Raw genomic sequence first — 19,475 nt, 5'->3', positions numbered from 1 at the left:
TTCAATTTTTAATCAATATATACTAGCAGTCTCAACCTGTAATTGGGAGTCCGTTTAGGGAAATATCAGTGATTTTATTAAAAAGAACTTTACAATTTTTGATCATTTGTGCATTACTTGCACTAATTACATTGCTCAGCCTTTATTACTACGTTAAATCCGATATCCCAAGCGTGCAAGTTTTAAAAAACGTTCAATTACAAACGCCTATGCAAGTATTTACCAAAGATGGGCTTTTAATCAACCAATTTGGTGAAAAAAGACGTATCCCTGTAACTATAGATCAAATTCCTGAACCTTTATTACAGGCTTTTTTAGCAACAGAAGATAACCGTTTTTATGACCATATCGGTATCGACCCAATTGGTATTGTACGCTCAGCACTGGTACTTATTTCTACCGGTGAAAAAAAGCAAGGTGCCAGTACAATCACCATGCAGTTGGCTCGTAACTTCTTTTTAACGCGAGAAAAAGCCTATATCCGTAAAGTAAAAGAAATATTTATTGCCATCCATATTGAAAATTTACTTTCAAAAGATGAAATCTTTGAACTTTATCTAAATAAAATAGAGCTAGGAAACCGCGCCTTTGGTATTGGTGCAGCCGCTCAGGTTTATTATGGTAAAGAGCTAAAAGAGCTCACTCTTGCGCAAATGGCAATGATTGCCGGTTTACCCAAGGCGCCTTCAGCACTTAACCCTATTCGTAACCCAAAGCGAGCCAAAGCTAGAAGAAATGTAGTGTTAGGACGAATGCTAGATGAAAAGTATATTTCTAGAGCGCAGTATAATGAAGCCACGAACCAACCAATTACCGCTTATTTTCATGGGGCTGAAATTGACTTATATGCACCATATATTTCAGAAATGGTACGTGCTGAAATGGTGTCGCGCTACGGTATAGATAAAGCCTATAACTCAGGATTTAAAGTGTATACTTCTGTTGAGTCAAATATTCAACAGGCGGCACAAACGGCTTTAGTTAATAATTTACATGCCTATGATATGCGCCATGGATTTAGAGGCCCAGAAGCCATTTTATGGGATCCACAAACAGAGCCCACACCTTCTGACTCTAAGTTATTAAACATTTTGAAAGAGGCCAATGAACTAGGCCCTCTAAAAGCCGCTGCAGTTTTAAATGTATCCGACAGAAGCGCGGAAGTAATGCTTAAAAGCGGCGAACGCACAACATTGACTTGGGATAATCTAAAGTGGGCGCGTAAGTTTATCACCCGTTATCGCCAAAGCTTTGCTCCTGAAAAAGCAAGCGATATATTAACGCCTGGCATGCAAATATGGCTGCGTAAAAATGATGACAACAGCTATATTTTGAGTCAAATCCCTGAAGCTGCAAGCGCCATTGTGTCTTTAGACCCACAAAACGGGCGTATAAAAGCCATTGTAGGCGGTTACAGCTTTGAACAAAGCCAATATAACCGTGCAGTGCAAGCTAAGCGCCAAGTGGGCTCTAATATTAAGCCATTTATATATTCTGCTGCACTTGAAAAAGGCTACACCTTAGCGTCAATTCTAAATGATGCCCCTATAAATCAATGGGATAAAAGCCAAGGTGTCGCATGGCGACCTAAAAATAGCCCTGCCATTTATAATGGCCCTATTCGCATTCGCCGCGCTTTAGCGCAATCAAAAAATGTGATTTCGGTACGTTTATTACGTGGTGTTGGCTTGCAACGTACAGCCGATCATTTACTTAAATTTGGCTTTGCAGATGAAGATATAAATCGCAGTGAATCGCTGGCTTTAGGTAGCGCATCTATTACTCCACTAGAGTTAGCTCGTGGTATGAGTACTTTTGCCAATGGCGGCCACTTAGTCGAACCTTACTTTATCTCTGAAATTCAAGATGCCATGGGTAATACCTTATTTAAAACTAACCCGACTGTAATTTGTGATGATGAAGCGACACCAGCTAGCTCGCTAATGCTAAGTGAGCAATTAGCACCAAACTGCGCGCCGCAGATCATATCTAAACAAAATGCATTTTTAATTGCCAGTGCTATGAACAGCGCAATTTGGGGTGGTGGTAGCTGGTCTCATAAAACAGGTTGGAGTGGTACAGGATGGCGTGCACAAGCGCTAAAACGTCGCGATCTGTCAGGTAAAACAGGCACTACCAATGATTCTGTAGATACTTGGTTTAGCGGCTTTAATCGCGATGTGATGACCTCTGTTTGGGTTGGTTTTGACAACCCTGGAAATACTCTGGGGCGCTCAACCTATAACAATAACTTAGGAAGTGGCCAAATATCAGGCGCAGAGTCAGGTGCTAAAACAGCTCAGCCTGCATGGGTTGATTTTATGAGAGTCGCACTGGATGGTAAACCTGCGGCACCTATCGAACCACCTGAAGGCTTAGTTTCTATTCGTATTGACTTAGAAACGGGGCTGTTAAGTCATAAAAACGATTATACCAGCCGTTTTGAGTACTTTGAGAAAGGGACCGCACCTACAAAATATGTGTTAGCACAGCCAAATGATGTATTTGAAGAAAGCACTAAAACCGAAGAAGAGCTCTTTTAAATAATGCTAATATATAAAAGGCCGCTGATTAGCGGCCTTTTATATGGTCTAAGTAATATTTTGTACCAACCAATATAAGTCAGAGTGTACGCCAGCTGCGGTCACTTCTTTACCCGCTCCGGGGCCTTGTATCACTAATGCGTTTTGATTATACCACTGAGTATTAATCACAAAAATATTATCGCCAGGGGTTAAATTAGCTACAGCTTCATTTTTTGGTACATAGGAAATCCCTACTTTAGCGTTTAGCTTATTGTTTTTAAACTCTAGCAACCCTGTGTAACACAGTGCAGCATTTTGTTGCAAAGCCGTTTCGAAGTGCTGCTTGATAAACGCATCTAAGCTTGCCTTATTATCCAGGAAGTCACTCCAACTGCCTTTACTTAGCTCATCGGGCATCAATGCCGATAAGGAAATATCATCAAGCTCTAATTCAATACCCAACTCACGCGCCAAAATAAGTAACTTACGTTGCATATCTCGGCCAGACAAATCTTCTCGCGGATCAGGTTCGGTAAACCCCAAAGCTTGTGCTTCAAGCACTAAATCTGAAAATGCCTTGCTGCCATCGTAACTACTGCATAACCAAGAGAGTGTGCCAGAGAATACGCCTTCTATACGCGTTATTTTATCACCACTGTTTTGTAAATCGGCTAATGCAAAATTAATCGGTAATCCGGCTCCCACACTGGCATTATAACGCCAGTGTAAGCCACTTTGGCCTAAGTTTTTACGTAGTGTCTTATACCAGCTCAGCGGGGCAGTACCCGCGTATTTATTGGCGCTAATTAAATGACAATTTAATTCCACAAGTTTACTGTAAAGCTGACTAAAATATTCACTAGCGGTGATATCAATCACTACCTTATGTTCATACTCAAGAGTATCAATGTATGACAACAAATTAGCTTGTTGATAAGGGCTTGCATGGTTTTCCCATTGCTGTTGCCAGCTTTCACTGTCTAACCCATTGGCATTAACCAACATCTGCTCTGAGCGCACTAATGCCACTAACTTAACGTTAAAACCTGATGATAAACGGGCTAGCTGTGCTGGTAATTGGCGCATAAATTCAGCCCCCACATTACCAAGTCCTGCAATAATTAAAGCTATTTCTTGCGTTTTATTAATTAATTTATCATGCAGTAAGCTCAGCACATCACTTTCAAGTACCTGATCGGTTAATAATAACGTATAACCTTCACCATAATGAGTAAATCGAGGGTGGATTGATTCAGCCTGAAGTAAAGCGGCACTTTGCTCACCGAGCGTCGCTATATCTTGCTCTGATGCAATAATTGCAACCCCATTTAAGTTAGACTCACTAATATTGGCGCGGCCAGCAAAATAATTAACCACCTGATATGTCGCCGACGCAGGGACTACCAAGTAAATTTCGCCTGCATGTTCAAAATGATGCAAGCTATGCTGTATAAGTTGACTAACATGCGCTACCTCGCCTTCACTCAAGTCATCAACAGTGAGTAAATCCACATTATTAACCGTGGTTAAAAAACGTTTTTGTTTACTCATTCCTAATTTAACTATTTCGGTATGACTTCTCTGTAGATCGTAGCTACTGCGAACAACTAACTCTATATCGGTCCCTTTTAATGGCGATAATGTTTTAGCGTGCAATACGGGGTTACCTAGTCTCGCTAATAAATTGGCTTGCTCACGGCACACCCGCGCATACTTAATCGCATTAGCTACCTTACGCGGATCAGTACTAAAAACACCTTGAGTATCAGTCCAAATAGACACTTTTTTAGCATTGCAATATCGTGCTAATAAAGTAGCACTGTAATCACTACCGTTTCGTCCCAAGGTTACGGTTTCATCTTGTAAATTAGCCGCAATAAACCCCGTAACGACATTAATTTTGCTCGTATCTATGGCTTTTAAGCACTGCTGCTGATTATTAGCATGCAGCAGTTGCCCAGCGTCTAACGTGAATAACTGCCTAGCGTCATGAGCGCAAGCACTAACCTTAAGTTGCTCTAAGTAAGCGCTTAATAGCCTTGCAGACCATAATTCGCCATGGGCTAATAGCCAAGCTTCAGCTAAAGTACCTTGCTTGGCCTGCTGAGTAATAATGCTTAGCTCAGTAGCAAGTATATCGAGTGCTTCATGCTTAGCACTCGCTATAAGCAATTGCTCAACAAGCGCAGATTGATGATTATTGATTAACAAAATAATATCAGCAATCGCTTGGGTATCTTGCTGTTGATAGCTTTGCCACAATTTAACCAAGGTATCGGTGGTTTTACCGGCAGCCGATACCACAACACAATCCCCTGCTTGAGCATGAGTTAAAATAATATTTGCGACACTTTTAAAGCGATCCGCTGAGCTTAAACTCGAACCACCAAATTTATGAACCTGATTTACCATGTTAATACCAACTTGACTTCATGTTTTATATTTTCAAAATTGGTGTGCACTACCATAATGCCGGGTGCGCCGCGTTTAGTTTCGCTGAACCAAATAACTCACTGGCACCCTTTTTTGCACCTAAAGCGTTATCTGCTTGCCCTGGGCATACCAAATTAAATACTCTGTCTAAATCGGCAAGTAAATCTTTTACATCTTCAATACCCACCGAGATACGAATAAGCGTATCGCCTACTCCAGCTTCTGCACGAGCAGTCGCTTCCATGCCTGCATGAGTCATGGTTGCGGGGTGACAAATCAAACTTTCCACTCCGCCTAATGATTCCGCTAAACTAAATTCATTTAAGCGCGTTATAAACGCGGCCGCATCGTTTATATCGCCTTTTATATCAAAACTGACCATAGCACCGAAGCCAAGCTGCTGCGCCTTAGCAAGCGCATGTTGCGGGTGTGATTCAAGACCTGGATAGTAAACCTGAGCAACAAACGGGGAGTTTTCTAAATACTGTGCAATAGCGAGTGCGTTTTCTTGGTGTTGTCTCAAACGCACATTTAACGTGCGTAAGCCTCTGAGTGTTAAATAGCTATCAAATGGCGCCCCAGTAATGCCAATATTATTTGCCCACCAGGCCAGTTCTTCACCAAGCTCAGCGCTAGCCGCAATAACCGCACCACCAACAACATCTGAATGACCATTGATATATTTAGTGGTTGAGTGAACCACAATATCAGCACCAAATTTAATCGGGTTTTGCAAAGCCGGCGATAAAAATGTGTTATCGGCAGCAACCAGTGCACCGCATTGCTTAGCAATATCGGTAACCGCTTTAATATCAGTTAATCGTAAAATTGGATTACTCGGTGTTTCAATCCAGATCAGCTTAGGTTTTATAGCAAGAATATGCGATAAGCTTTCGCTTTTAGTGAAATCGATCACTTCAAGTTTTAACAAGCCGCGTTTTTCTAGTGAGGTAAATAAACGATAACTGCCACCATAGCAATCGTGAGGAATCACTAACGTATCGTTACTATTTAATAATTGAGTTGTTAAGTGAACTGCCGCCATACCCGTTGCAGTAATAATGCCTTTAGCCCCGCCTTCAAGCTCAGTGAGCGCCTCAGCCAAAATGTCACGGTTAGGATTACCACTGCGACCATAATCATATTGGCGCTTGGTATCAAAGTCAGCAAATGAGTAAGTTGTTGATAAATAAAGCGGTGGAACAACCGCACCATGCTGTTTGTCGGCTTCTATTCCACTACGAACAGCAATTGTTGCCTTATTTTTTTCACTCATTTTCGTCACCTTTACTATTTTGGATGTTTAGACGTCTAAAATGTAGCGCATGCAGTTTAAGATGTCAAAACATTTAAATGTCTAGATAGCTAAACAACTAGTATTTGACTATCTTTTTTAAACCGATAGAATTTCACGCATATTTACACGCTTTGATGCTGTGTGAGCAATTTATAATCTGAGGCAACGATACATCTTATGGCTAAATGGAATGGTGAATATATTCACCCATACGCAGAACACGGGAAAAAATCCGAACAAGTAAAAAAGATCACCGTTTCGATCCCGCTAAATGTATTAAAAGTATTAACTGACGAACGTACTCGTCGTCAAATAAACAACTTGCGCCATGCAACAAATAGTGAGCTTTTATGCGAAGCATTTTTGCATGCATTTACAGGGCAACCGCTGCCTAATGATGATGATCTACGTAAAGACAATGCAGAAAAAGTACCTGAAGAGGTGAAGAAAATAATGCAAGAAATGGGACTAGAAGTGCCTATTTTAAATGAAGATTAAATTTCTTTATCTGTGTTATAAAAAACCTCAGCAAATGAAGTGACCCCATAAAGTTGGACTCATTTCTAAGCGGCTGCCAAGGCCTGATTTCGATACTGTATCGGACTCAGGCCTTTTAGTTTCAGTTTAATACGCTCATTGTTGTAATAGTGGATATATTCTTTAATGTTTTCAATAAGATCATTCACGTCTTTAAACGTTTCGTTGTGGTACATCTCGCTCTTCAATATGCCGAAGAAGTTCTCAGCAACCGCATTATCTAAACAATTTCCTTTTCTAGACATACTTTGTTGCAATCCTTTTTCCTTAAGGTGATTTTGATATTGTTTGTTTTGATATTGCCACCCTTGATCTGAGTGTACAACTGGCTTTTCATTTGGCTTCAACCTAGCAGTTGCTGTTTTAAGCATGTCAGTTACCAAAGGGAGTGCAACGGATTTTCTGACTTCGTAACTGATTACCTCTTGGTTGAATAGGTCAATCATAGGCGATAGATATACCTTCTCATTATCCACTTTAAACTCCGTCACATCCGTCACCCATTTTTGATTTGGCTTCTGCGCAGTAAACTCGCGGTTAAGCGTATTTTCTGCGATTTTACCCACTTCACCTTTATAGGATTTATAGCGCTTAGGCCTTACTTTTGACTTGAGTCCTAACTCATTCATCAACCGTTGAACGCGCTTATGATTAACAAGTACTCCCATTGCTCTCAGGGCACTCGTAATTCTGCGATAGCCATATCGCCCTTTATGCGCGTGATAAATATCACGTATTTTTACCAGTAAATCATTGCTTGCACAGGGTTGCTTACAAGTAGTGCGATGATAATAGTAAACACTCTTTGGCAGCCCTGTCGCCTTTAAAAGGTGTCGTAAGCTATGCTTTGCCTTGAACTCTTCGACGACTATCGTTTTGTCTTTGCTTTTTTCTTTCTGGCTTGAGCCAAGGCTTCTAACTTTTTTAGCACATCATTCTCAGCTCGTAAGTATGCTAGTTCTTCTCGTAACTCCTCCTCAGTCATTTGCTCTACTAGTTTTGATGAAGAAGAATTATTTGTCATGAATGGCTTACCTTTTCTCTGTGGTTTAAGACGTGATATACCATCACGAGCATAAAGCTTTTGCCATTGAAAAAGAATGCCTGGGGACGATAAATCGAAGAAAGCACTGGTATAACCGAGTGACCAACTGTTTGCTGTCATCGTTTTTAACACTTCAGCCTTAAATGCTAGAGAATAAGGTTTGTGAACAGACCTGAAGCTTTCAGCGCCATGAATTCGATAAATAGCGGTCCAATATCGGACCTGCCTATCTGTAACATTAAATCTGTTACTTACCGCCGAAGAGCTTTCAGACAAAGCGAGTTCAGCTATTTTGAGCTTGAAAGCTCGGTGATGTTTGGACATAAAAAGACCCCCAGTAATTGGAATGTCCAACTATTGGGGGTCACTTCAAAATGCTGAGGTTTTTTTTGCGTTAATTTACACTTAAAATTACGCCATGTAATTTTCTGGCATATCAATTTGTGCCACACCCGAATCGACTGCAGCTTGAGCAACGGCTTTGGCAATACGAGGCAGTAAGCGCGGATCCATAGGTTTTGGTATAATATATTTAGCACCAAACTCTAATTTATCGATACCTGCAGCAGTCAGTACTTCAGCCGGAACTGGCTCTTTAGCAATACTACGAATTGCCTCTACAGCAGCTATTTTCATTTCATCGTTTATTTCACTTGCGCGAACATCGAGTGCGCCACGGAAAATAAATGGAAAACAAAGCACGTTGTTAACTTGGTTCGGATAATCAGAGCGACCAGTCGCCATAATAAGATCGTTGCGTGCAGCATGTGCTAATTGCGGATCAATCTCAGGATCAGGGTTTGAACATGCAAATACAACTGGGCGGTCAGCCATTAACTTTAAATCATCAGCGGCTAATAAATTAGGGCCTGATACACCAATAAACACATCGGCATCTTCAATTACGTCCTGTAAAGTGCGTTTATCCGTGTTGTTTGCGAATAATTGTTTATATTCATTTAAGTCATCACGACGTGTATGAATAACGCCTTTGCGGTCTAACATATAAATATGTTCACGCAGTGCGCCACACTTAATTAAAAGTTCCATACAGGCGACTGCTGCAGCGCCGGCACCTAAACACACGATAATCGCATCTTCAATTGCTTTACCTTGTACTTCTAGCGCATTTAGCATACCCGCAGCCGTTACAATTGCCGTACCATGTTGATCATCATGAAACACAGGAATGCTGCAACGCTCTATAAGTGCTTTTTCTATCTCGAAACATTCTGGTGCTTTAATATCTTCTAAGTTGATACCACCAAACGTGTCTGCAATATTCGCAACCGTGTTGATAAAGTCTTCGGTTGTGCGGTGCTTAACTTCTATATCAATTGAATCTAGGCCTGCAAAACGTTTAAATAATAATGCTTTGCCTTCCATTACTGGTTTTGAGGCCAGTGGGCCTAAATTACCTAAGCCTAAAATTGCGGTGCCGTTAGTAATAACCGCAACCATATTTCCTTTACCCGTATATTTGTAGGCATTTGCTGGATCAGCGGCAATTTCACGAACAGGTTCTGCAACACCTGGGCTGTATGCGAGCGCGAGGTCTTTAACCGTCTCAGCGGGCTTACTCAGCTCAATACTGATTTTACCTGGAACGGGATGGGCATGGTAATGTAGTGCTTGTTCACGAAAATCTGACATAACGCGATTATATCCTGCAATTTAAGTTAAAGTGAGAGGTAGTTTTATTCTACGATACCTTTATTATTTTTAAATTCCAAGCAATATCAGGTCTATCCTGTTATATGCTAGAACTCTTAATTTTAAGTGATTTATCAGCAACTTCCCTAGATTATCCTGACATTTTTAAAATATAAATTCGTCATAAAAATGAAAATTACTGGTCGTTTTTACCCTTAATCAATATTTATTAAATGTTTTTTTCAGCCTTAAATTAAAATAGTGAAATACCGAATTTTGTTTAACTTTAAATACAAATAACTTCACGTTACCAACATTTAAGTACCATATTTAAAGTGTAACAAATAAAAATATAGAGAATATTGGCTATTTTGTCTGCAAATGTTTATGCATATTCAGTATAAGAACAGGAAATAGTTATGCAAAAATAATAAATACAAAACGGTTATAAAAATGGAGGGAGAAGTGAATTTTAGGCACAAAAAAAGCACCCTAAGGTGCTTTTTTTTACATAGAAACAAAAAATTATTTTTTGCTGCTAAGTGCACCGAAGCGCTTGTTGAAGCGATCAACACGGCCGCCAGTGTCTAAAATCTTTTGCTTACCAGTGTAAAACGGGTGACACGCAGAACATACGTCTAAGTGAATGTCTTTACACAAAGTAGAACGAGTTTCGAATTTGTTTCCGCATGAACAAGTTGCAGAAATTACTTCGTACTTAGGGTGAATACCTTCTTTCATAGGAACCTCTAGTTAAGGCCGCATCGCTCTCCAAACCCGAAGTTTGGCACCATACGTCGTTAAAACAAATTTATTGGTCGCGAATTTTATCCAACAAGCCGCACACACACAAGCTTTAATTATCCTTTTTGTTAAAAAGTCAGCAAACACCTATTGATTACTGATTTGTCGGTAGGCATTTAATGCTATTTTTAGTACATTAAACCATTACGTTAATTGATTGAGTTGTTATGCGTTTTGCTGAAGTTGCAATAAAAGTCCCCTTGCCTCGCACCTTTGATTATAAAGTGGATGAGCAATTGCCACCGCTGACTCAATTACAGCCAGGCATGCGTGTACTCGTCCCTTTTGGCAATCAACGAAAAGTAGCGGTTATCCTTAACTTAAAAGCCGATACAGAAGTTCCCGAGGGCAAAATCAAATCTATTATTGAAGTTATTGACGACTCGCCGGTGTTATCTGCGCAACATTTGGAGCTGCTGAAGTTTACTGCGCGTTATTATTGTTATCCACTAGGTGAAACTATTCATATTGCACTCCCCAGTGCACTGCGCCAAGGTGAATGCCCTGATAAAACCAGTATAAATATGTTGACGTTAACCGATAAAGGAGCACTTTTACCGTCTTTAAAAGCTAAAACACAGTTTAACTTGCTTAAGCAATTATCTGCATCGGGTAAGTCATCATTAACAGAACTAAAAGCCCTCGGGTTTAATAAAAAGACTATTGATGGCCTATTAGCAAAAGAACTGATAGTCCAAACCATTGAACATGACAATCAATGGCAACATGCCTCTCCTACTGTGGGCACTAAGCCTCGCTTAAATAAAGAACAAGCAATTGCTTGCACAACTATAAATCAAAGTACTGGTTTTAATAGTTTTTTACTTGAAGGTGTCACGGGTAGCGGTAAAACAGAAGTTTACCTACAGTGTCTTGAAGAGGTGTTAAAACGTGGAGAGCAAGCGTTAGTGCTTGTTCCAGAAATAGGTTTAACACCACAAACAGTGAATCGTTTTAGGCGCCGCTTCCCTGACACGCCAATTATGCTATGGCATTCGGCACTCACCGATAACGAGCGTCTGCAAACATGGCGGTTTTGTGAAAAAGGCAGTTGTGCCATCGTTATAGGTACTCGTTCGAGTATTTTTCTGCCCTTTTTAAAACTCGGGATGATTGTGGTTGATGAGGAACATGATGCTTCATTTAAACAACAAGATACTCTACGCTATCATGCACGTGATTTAGCAGCGTATCGCGCATATCAGCAAAATATCCCGCTTATTCTAGGCAGTGCTACCCCCGCATTAGAAACACTGCACAAAGCAATTAATAACAAATACCAGTTACTCACATTAAGTGAGCGAGCACAAACTGCCACCGATAATCAATTTAAGCTTCTCGACATGAAAGGTCAGCCTGATCAAGCTGGTATTGCCCATGCGAGCCTAGCGATAATGCGCCAGCACCTGAATAAAGGTAAGCAGGTAATGGTATTTTTAAACCGCCGTGGTTTTTCGCCCACTTTAATATGTCATGAGTGTGGTTGGTTAAGTGAATGTAATCGCTGCAGCACGAGTGCAACCTTTCATAAAGCCATTGGTCAGATGATTTGCCACCATTGTGGCGATCAATATCAAGTACCGCATCAATGCCCTGATTGTGGTAGCACGCAGATATTTCCTAACGGTAAAGGCACTGAACAAATAGAAGAATTTTTGAGTACTGAATTTAAAGACATTCCTATTAGCCGAATAGACCGCGACTCTACGAGGCGCAAAGGCAGCCTTGAAAAAGCATTGGGCGAAATAAACCAAGGTGGCGCACGCATTTTAGTCGGTACGCAAATGCTGGCCAAAGGCCACCACTTTGCTGATGTAAGCTTAGTTCTCATTTTAGATGTAGATAGTGGTTTATATTCGTGTGACTTTAGGGCAACAGAACACCTTGCTCAATTAGTGACTCAGGTTGCAGGTAGAGCGGGACGTTCTGGTGAGCCCGGTGAAGTATTATTACAAACGCACTTCCCTGAGCACCCATTATTACAAGATTTAGTTAATAACGGCTATCAAGATTTTGCCCGCTTTGCGCTCACTGAGCGAAGTGACGCGCAACTGCCGCCTATCACCAGTATGGCGATAGTTCGTGCACAAGGACATAACATTAAGCAAGTCGTCGACTTTCTAACGGATTTGGTTCCTGTCAATGGGGTATCTGGTATACAATTGCTTGGACCAATCCCAGCACCTTTAGAAAAAATTGCAGGGATGTATCGTTTTCAATTACATATTCAAGCGCAAGATCGACGCATTTTACACCCGTATCTTGCACAAATGGTTGATTATCTCAGCACCAGCAAACTTGCTCAAAAAGTCCGCTGGAGTTTAGATGTCGACCCTACAGACATGATTTAGGTAAGGCCACACATAACACCATGGCACAGCACGATTATATTAATAAAAAACCAAAGAATAAAAAAACACCAAACAAGAACCGGCTAAAAAACCTTTTCCGCTGTTATTAACTTTCATTGCACTAGTACTTGTGGGTGGTTTCGCATATGGACTCTGGTTTGTTAAAAATAATGCCGATCCTGATCTTGTTGAAAAACAGGCAAACCCAACCCCCGAAAAACAAGTAGAAATAGCTAAACCGCGGCCACCTAAATTTATTAAAGAAATTAAAGAGCATGAAATTCAAGTTGAAGTGAAAGAGCTTGAACAAAAAGGCCCTTATGTTATGCAGTGTGGTTCATTTAAAACGCATCAACAAGCTGAAACCTTAAAGGCTAAAATAGCCTTTGCAGGGCTAATTTCAGAGATCAAAAAAACCACAGGTACTAATGGTATTTGGTATAAGGTGCGTTTAGGGCCTTATGAAACCAAGCGCCAAGCAGAAAGTGATAAGAACAAACTAAAACGAATTAATATCGTTGGCTGCGGAATTTGGGGCTGGACTTGAATTTAAACCATTCACCCATATAACCTCTTCATAATCGTTTTTTACGCGCTGCCCCCTTGCAGCGCGATGATGAGGAATAACATGACTACAATCGTAAGTGTACGCCGTGATGACAAAGTTGTTATTGGTGGTGACGGCCAAGTCTCCCTTGGTAATACTGTAATGAAGGGCAATGCCCGAAAAGTTCGACGTCTTTATAATGGCAAAGTAATCGCTGGTTTCGCTGGCGGTACTGCTGATGCCTTCACCCTTTTCGAACGTTTTGAAAGCAAATTAGAAATGCACCAAGGCAATCTAACTAAAGCGGCTGTAGAAATGGCTAAAGATTGGCGTAGCGATCGTGCCTTACGTAAACTTGAAGCCCTGCTAGCTGTTGCTGATGAAACTGCCTCATTGATCATCACTGGTAATGGTGACGTCGTACAACCTGAAAACGACCTGATCGCAATTGGCAGCGGCGGAAACTTTGCACAATCTGCTGCAACCGCCTTATTAGAAAATACCGACTTAAGTGCCCATGAAATTGTAGAGAAAAGTCTTACAATTGCCGGTAATATTTGTGTATTTACGAATAACTTCCAAACTATCGAAGAATTGTAATAGGAACCCGCTATGTCTGATATGACCCCAAGAGAAATTGTTCATGAGCTAGACCAACATATTATTGGTCAAGCAAAAGCAAAAAAAGCGGTTGCTATTGCCCTTCGTAATCGCTGGCGCCGTATGCAGTTAAACGAAGATTTACGTGCAGAAGTAACGCCGAAGAATATTTTAATGATTGGCCCTACTGGTGTAGGTAAAACGGAAATTGCGCGTCGGTTAGCAAAACTGGCTAATGCCCCCTTTATTAAAGTGGAAGCCACTAAATTCACAGAAGTAGGTTATGTAGGTAAAGAAGTTGAAACTATCATCCGTGATTTAGTCGACGTTTCAATCAAAATGACCCGTGAACAACAAACCAAAAAGTTTAAACACCGTGCAGAAGAAGCCGCTGAAGAGCGTATTTTAGATGTATTACTACCTCCAGTGAAAGATCAGTATGGGGAAGTTCAGCGCGATGAAAGCTCATCGACACGTCAATCGTTTCGTAAAAAATTACGCGAAGGCCAGCTAGATGACAAAGAAATTGATATTGATTTAGCGCAAGCTCAACCGAATGTTGAAATTATGGCTCCTCCTGGTATGGAAGAAATGACCAACCAGCTACAGGGCATGTTTCAAAATATGGGTGGTGATAAACGCACTAAACGTAAGCTTAAAATTAAAGAAGCATTTAAACTACTTACCGAAGAAGAAGCCGGAAAATTAGTTAACCCTGAAGAATTAAAAGAGCAGGCAATTTTTGCTGTAGAGCAAAACGGCATTGTGTTTATTGACGAAATCGACAAAATCTGTAAGCGCGGTGAAGCCTCAGGCCCAGATGTAAGCCGTGAAGGTGTACAGCGTGATTTACTACCGCTTATTGAAGGCTCAACGGTTAATACTAAGCATGGCATGGTTAAAACTGACCATATGCTATTTATTGCCTCAGGTGCATTCCAGATGTCTAAACCATCAGACATGATCCCGGAATTACAAGGCCGTTTACCTATTCGTGTTGAACTTGAAGCACTCACAGCCGATGACTTTAAGCGCATTTTAACTGAGCCACACGCATCACTTACGGAGCAACAACGCGAGCTACTCAAAACAGAGCAAGTCGCTGTTGAATTTAGCGACGATGCAATTGAGCGAATTGCTAAAGCCGCTTGGCAGGTTAATGAGAAAACCGAAAACATCGGTGCTCGCCGTCTGCATACTGTTATGGAAAGATTAATGGAAGAAATTTCATATGATGCTTCTGAAAAAGCGGGTTCAAGTTTAGTTATTGACGCTGCCTATGTTGAAAAGCACCTGGGTGCGCTGGTTGAAGATGAAGACTTAAGCCGCTTTATTCTTTAACAGCCGTTTGATGTATACTAAAAGCCTCCAGCACGGAGGCTTTTTTGTAAGTGAGATGACGATGAAACAAGTAACTAAAGTGCACTATCATAGTGTAAGTAAAAATTTAGATGTGTTTTTTGATGATCATTCAGAGGCAACCTTCAGTACTGAGTTTTTACGGGTTCACTCTCCCTCAGCCGAGGTGCAAGGCCATGGCTCTGAGCCTATGAAGTTAGTACTTAATAAACATACAGTGGGCATTAAAAGCATTACACCCGTAGGGCATTACGCGTTGCGTTTAGAGTTTGACGACGGACATAACAGCGGGTTGTTTAGCTGGCAGTATTTGGCTAAGTTACAAGCCGAACATACTAAGTTGTGGGACACTTATTTAGAACGTGTTAAACAACATGAAAATAACAAAGATAGCGTACCAATAAAATTTGTACCTTAGCGTCAGTTATGATGCTCCTGCTTCGTTAATAACAAACAAGCGGCAATTAAGCCGCTTGTTTCTATGGATAATTAAACTTTATATTTTGAGATTGCTTGATGAAGCACCCTTGACTGCTCAGACACCTCTTCACTAGTTTGTGCATTAGTTTGTGAATGAGCAGCAGCCCCTTCAGCAATATCTCGAATACGGACTACGTTTTTATTAACCTCTGATGCTACCTGACTCTGCTCATCAATAGCAGTAGCAATATGTGTACTCATTTCCATAATCGTTTGCACATCAACAGTGATTGCGCCTAGCAATTCACCCGCCTTTGTTGCTTGTGTTGCACTCTCACCACCTTGAGTACGACACTGATGCATGATACTGACTACCTCTTGGGTACGCTGTTGTAAGGTGTTAATAATACCTTCAATTTCGCTAGTTGACTCTTGCGTGCGTTGTGCAAGTGAGCGCACCTCATCTGCAACAACCGCAAAACCACGACCTTGCTCACCCGCTCTCGCGGCTTCAATGGCCGCATTTAAGGCAAGTAAATTAGTTTGTTCTGCAATGGCACGAATTACATCAAGTACAGAGCCGATGGTTTCACCATCTTTTTCTAGCTGTGACACCACGCTGGAGGCTTTACCAAGCGAATCAGACAAAGCATTAATATGTTTAATGGTTGACTCTACTTCAACCTGACCTTGCTGCGCACTTAAATTGGTTGATTCAGCTTTTTTAGCAGCAGCTTCTGTATTGTGTGAAATGTCTTGAATCGTAGCTTGCATTTCTGTGGCTGCAGTTGCCACCATATCCGCTTCATGCAATTGCTCTTGCATGCCAGAGCTAGTCGCTGAGGTTGTTTCAGATAGGTTACCCGTTGCTATATTAAGCGTTGTCAGTGCAGTATTTACTTCATAGATAAGCTCTTTAAAGTCGCTAATTAAACTATTAAAGTCTATGGTCATTCTGGTTACTTCATCTTCCCCTTTATGCTCTATAAACAAGCTTAAATCATTGTTTTTTCTTATCTTGTCAATAGTTTGATAAACCCTCTCAATAGGCTGAATAATTGAGCGACTCGTTAAGTACACAAGAGCCATAACAATAACGCTGGAAATTATAAATATGGCTATTGCCAATAATTGCGCCTGCTGGGCCGTCTCAGCAACTTGTTTTTTAGTGGCCGAAGTAATGGCAGTCACCACATCATCACTTTTCTTAATACTGACTCTCATTTTTCCAAGAGCACCCGAATCTAAATCAACCCCTAAAGCGATTTGTGCTTCAACTAGTGCGGTAAATTTGCCTTGGTAATTGGTCATTAATGAAGTTAATTGATTGCGTATATTACTAGGTATTTCTGCGGTATTTACTTGTTGTTTTAACTCATCACCTAATTTATTAAATCGGTCTAAATATTTGGTATCTAAACGCAACATAAAATCTTTCTCAGCACGGCGTAGCTGCAACATGGTGGTCAGTAATTTATGATCATTTTGCTGGTTCAGCAGTGTTTCAATGTTGTGTACTGACTCACGCAGTTCGCCATAAAGCGCATCTTTAGGGTGTAAACCTATCTTGCGTTGCAAATTAACAACAATTTGAAAGTCATCATAATACCGCTTTGCAAGCACTTCAAATTGGTTAACCTGATCAATGGCAATATCTAAATCTTTTGATAGAACAGATAGCTTCCCTAGTTTGAGCTGCAGCTGTTTATATTCATTGGTGAATAAATCTAAGCTTTTTTCATCTTTGTAAAATAAAAAGTCTTTTTCATATTTACGCATCGAAAGCTCATGCACATCAAGCTCTTCGGCGTATTGAATTGTTTCATTTAATTTAAGCATCACACGTGCTTCATAAATTATGATGCATAGCATGACAATCATTGCTAAACCTACAACTAAGGCGTTTAGTTGCAAACGGCGTTTTATCGTCAGATTTTGTAGAAAATTCATTGTAAATACCTATATTAAATTTGCCAGCGCAGTATAAAGTGATGCTTTCTTTGATTTAACTCATTAAGTTTGAACAAATAAAAAGGGTCGCCGGTAAAGTCTAACCATTAACAAACTCCTTTTAAACAAATGGATAATATAAAACCATTGGCCTAACCACAGTATTACTCAATTTTACAACTCTTGCCACTGAAGGTGAAAATGTTCAGCCGCATCATGGATGCAATACACCTGTTTATAATCTTGTTGTGGAGAAATGACAAGTTTATGAAAGAATTATTATTCTTATAGTTGATTTAGTTCTAATTATGGCTAAATTTACTGCGATTAAGTCGTTGTTATTGCATATAAGGAGGGTATACTGAGTTACTAACTTATGTATCTTTTGAGGATAAAATAATGGATTACAGCACTTCTGATTTATGCGACCACTTTGCTGATGTGGTTGACGTGCTTGAACCTATGTTCATCAACTTTGGTGGTCGACACAGTTTTGGTGGCCGCATTAAAACGGTAAAATGTTTTGAAAACAATGAACTGATCCGCCAATTACTTTCTCAAGATGGTACTGATCAGATTTTACTTATTGATGGTGGCGGTTCAACTCGCAGAGCACTAATTGATATTGAGCTGGCCGAGCTGGCACTTGAAAACAATTGGCAAGGCATTATTGTATATGGTGCATTACGTCACGTTGATGAGCTTGAAGAACTTGATTTAGGTATTCAAGCTATTGCGTCAATTCCTGTTGCAGCAGACAGTGAAGGCGCGGGCGAAAGCGGTATAGGGGTTAATTTTGCTGGCGTATCATTTTTTGATGATGACTTTGTTTATGCTGACAGTACCGGCATTGTACTTTCAGCTGAAGAATTAGAGCTAGAAATAATAGAACTGTAGCGTGACTGGTTACCTTAAACTATACGACGAAAGCACGGTAAAGGAAATTTGCTCTTACCGTGCTGGAGAGCTAAAAGCATGGCAGTCGATGGCATTACTTGATGCCCGCGACAATATTCAACAAGCACTTGCTGATGCCTTACAATTTGGTATGCGCTTTGTTTTACTAGGGATTTGTGAAGACATTGGCCCGAGAGCCAATCTAGGAAACGGTGGCGCACAGCATGCTTGGCCTGCGTTTTTACAACGCTTTTTAAACCAACCTCACAATGACGCTATTGCCATGCAAAAAGTATTACTGCTTGGCGAAGTCAACCTCGATGATTTAATGCAACAAGCACTACCGCTTGATAATCATAATCCAAACGACTTAGCTCAATTGCGTAAGCTGTGCGCTGAAATAGATGAGCGAGTTGAAGCAATTTTAGACATGGTTTTTAAAGCGGGTCTTGAACCTATTGTTATTGGCGGCGGGCATAATAACTGTTTGGGTATTATTCGCTCACTTGCCAAATATAACCTCGGCGCAATTAACGCGATTAATTTAGATCCTCATGCCGACTTTCGTGAGTGTGAAGGTAGGCACAGTGGTAATGGATTTAGCTACGCTTATCAAGAGCAGCTGCTCAATAATTACCATGTTATTGGCTTGCATGAGCTAAAAAATAATCAACCTATTTTTGATGCCATGCAGAGCGCTAGCTTTAGTTACACAAGCTACCAAACAATTAATGTGAAGCGCGAAATAAACTTAACTGAAGCAACTGCCAATGCACTCAAAGAGTTTGATAACACACCGCTAGGGGTAGAAGTTGATTTAGATAGCTTAACTAATATGCCTGCGAGTGCATTTAATTACTGTGGTTTTGATGTCAGCGATGGTGAGCATTATGTTTACTTAGCTGCAAGCGATCCCCGCAGTGCTTATTTACACTTATGCGAAGCAGCACCTTCACAACACCCCCATTCTATAACTGCAGGTAAATTACAGTGTGGCCAAGTGATCAGTGCTTTAGTTAATACCTATTTACAGACAAAACTAAGCCTTTAAAACACA

15 protein-coding genes and 1 pseudogene are annotated in these 19,475 nt (G+C 40.6%); 9 read left to right on the top strand and 7 right to left on the bottom strand.

The window, feature by feature from the left end; all coding sequences use genetic code 11:
- Positions 1-68: 68 nt before the first annotated feature.
- Entirely contained in the window at positions 69-2,543 is a 2,475-nt protein-coding gene (locus AB8618_RS00885) for a penicillin-binding protein 1A (RefSeq protein WP_413401151.1), read from the top strand.
- Between the two features lie 48 nt (positions 2,544-2,591).
- Here AB8618_RS00885 and metL read toward each other — a convergent pair whose 3' ends face one another.
- Both metL and metB read right to left on the bottom strand, forming a co-directional pair.
- The gene (gene metL / locus AB8618_RS00880; protein WP_413401150.1) at positions 2,592-4,937 is read right to left on the bottom strand and encodes a bifunctional aspartate kinase/homoserine dehydrogenase II; all 2,346 of its coding nucleotides are present in this window, start codon (positions 4,935-4,937) and stop codon (positions 2,592-2,594) included.
- Between the two features lie 49 nt (positions 4,938-4,986).
- Positions 4,987-6,234 (bottom strand): cystathionine gamma-synthase, encoded by a 1,248-nt coding sequence (gene metB, locus AB8618_RS00875; RefSeq protein WP_413401149.1) that lies wholly within the window; start codon positions 6,232-6,234, stop codon positions 4,987-4,989.
- A 198-nt stretch (positions 6,235-6,432) separates the two neighbouring features.
- Here metB and metJ point away from each other — a divergent pair, with 198 nt between their 5' ends.
- Positions 6,433-6,753 carry a met regulon transcriptional regulator MetJ gene (gene metJ / locus AB8618_RS00870; RefSeq protein WP_008115021.1) on the top strand — a complete coding sequence of 107 codons (321 nt, stop codon included), beginning with the start codon at positions 6,433-6,435 and terminating at the stop codon, positions 6,751-6,753.
- A 65-nt stretch (positions 6,754-6,818) separates the two neighbouring features.
- Here the strand turns inward: metJ and AB8618_RS00865 are convergent, their stop codons facing one another.
- From AB8618_RS00865 to rpmE, 4 genes are all read right to left on the bottom strand, one after another.
- A complete protein-coding gene (locus AB8618_RS00865; RefSeq protein ID WP_409425534.1) occupies positions 6,819-7,664 on the bottom strand; it encodes an IS3 family transposase in 846 nt (281 codons plus the stop codon).
- Positions 7,661-8,161: a transposase gene (locus tag AB8618_RS00860; RefSeq protein ID WP_409423191.1), complete on the bottom strand. Its 501-nt coding sequence runs from the start codon at positions 8,159-8,161 to the stop codon at positions 7,661-7,663. The genes AB8618_RS00865 and AB8618_RS00860 overlap by 4 nt, the downstream gene beginning before the upstream one ends.
- 87 nt (positions 8,162-8,248) lie before the next feature.
- The gene (locus AB8618_RS00855; RefSeq protein ID WP_413401148.1) at positions 8,249-9,490 is read right to left on the bottom strand and encodes a malic enzyme-like NAD(P)-binding protein; all 1,242 of its coding nucleotides are present in this window, start codon (positions 9,488-9,490) and stop codon (positions 8,249-8,251) included.
- A 525-nt stretch (positions 9,491-10,015) separates the two neighbouring features.
- Positions 10,016-10,231, bottom strand: a complete 216-nt coding sequence (rpmE, locus tag AB8618_RS00850) for a 50S ribosomal protein L31 (protein WP_008115018.1) — start codon at positions 10,229-10,231, stop codon at positions 10,016-10,018.
- 230 nt (positions 10,232-10,461) lie between these two features.
- Here rpmE and priA point away from each other — a divergent pair, with 230 nt between their 5' ends.
- The 5 genes and pseudogenes from priA (at position 10,462) to AB8618_RS00825 (ending at position 15,569) form a co-directional block, all read left to right on the top strand.
- Positions 10,462-12,645 carry a primosomal protein N' gene (gene priA, locus AB8618_RS00845; protein WP_413401147.1) on the top strand — a complete coding sequence of 728 codons (2,184 nt, stop codon included), beginning with the start codon at positions 10,462-10,464 and terminating at the stop codon, positions 12,643-12,645.
- Positions 12,646-12,665: 20 nt separating this feature from the next.
- Positions 12,666-13,192, top strand: a pseudogene (locus AB8618_RS00840) (SPOR domain-containing protein).
- Positions 13,193-13,273: 81 nt separating this feature from the next.
- On the top strand, positions 13,274-13,792 hold the full coding sequence (hslV, locus tag AB8618_RS00835) for an ATP-dependent protease subunit HslV (RefSeq protein ID WP_010390410.1): 519 nt from the start codon (positions 13,274-13,276) through the stop codon (positions 13,790-13,792).
- Positions 13,793-13,804: 12 nt separating this feature from the next.
- Positions 13,805-15,133 carry an HslU--HslV peptidase ATPase subunit gene (hslU, locus tag AB8618_RS00830; RefSeq protein ID WP_198522441.1) on the top strand — a complete coding sequence of 443 codons (1,329 nt, stop codon included), beginning with the start codon at positions 13,805-13,807 and terminating at the stop codon, positions 15,131-15,133.
- Between the two features lie 61 nt (positions 15,134-15,194).
- Complete coding sequence (locus AB8618_RS00825; RefSeq protein WP_413401146.1) at positions 15,195-15,569, top strand: gamma-butyrobetaine hydroxylase-like domain-containing protein; 375 nt, start codon at positions 15,195-15,197, stop codon at positions 15,567-15,569.
- A 71-nt stretch (positions 15,570-15,640) separates the two neighbouring features.
- Here the strand turns inward: AB8618_RS00825 and AB8618_RS00820 are convergent, their stop codons facing one another.
- Positions 15,641-17,521 (bottom strand): methyl-accepting chemotaxis protein, encoded by a 1,881-nt coding sequence (locus AB8618_RS00820; RefSeq protein WP_413401145.1) that lies wholly within the window; start codon positions 17,519-17,521, stop codon positions 15,641-15,643.
- A gap of 399 nt (positions 17,522-17,920) precedes the next feature.
- Here AB8618_RS00820 and rraA point away from each other — a divergent pair, with 399 nt between their 5' ends.
- Positions 17,921-18,418: a ribonuclease E activity regulator RraA gene (gene rraA, locus AB8618_RS00815; RefSeq protein WP_008465762.1), complete on the top strand. Its 498-nt coding sequence runs from the start codon at positions 17,921-17,923 to the stop codon at positions 18,416-18,418.
- 1 nt (position 18,419) lies between these two features.
- Positions 18,420-19,469, top strand: a complete 1,050-nt coding sequence (locus tag AB8618_RS00810; protein WP_413401144.1) for a formimidoylglutamase — start codon at positions 18,420-18,422, stop codon at positions 19,467-19,469.
- Positions 19,470-19,475: the final 6 nt, after the last annotated feature.

Source organism: Pseudoalteromonas sp. RW-H-Ap-1, assembly GCF_048318575.1.
Classification (GTDB): domain Bacteria; phylum Pseudomonadota; class Gammaproteobacteria; order Enterobacterales; family Alteromonadaceae; genus Pseudoalteromonas.
Note: the sequence above shows the minus strand (reverse complement) of the source record. Positions and strands in the feature narration are given on the sequence as shown.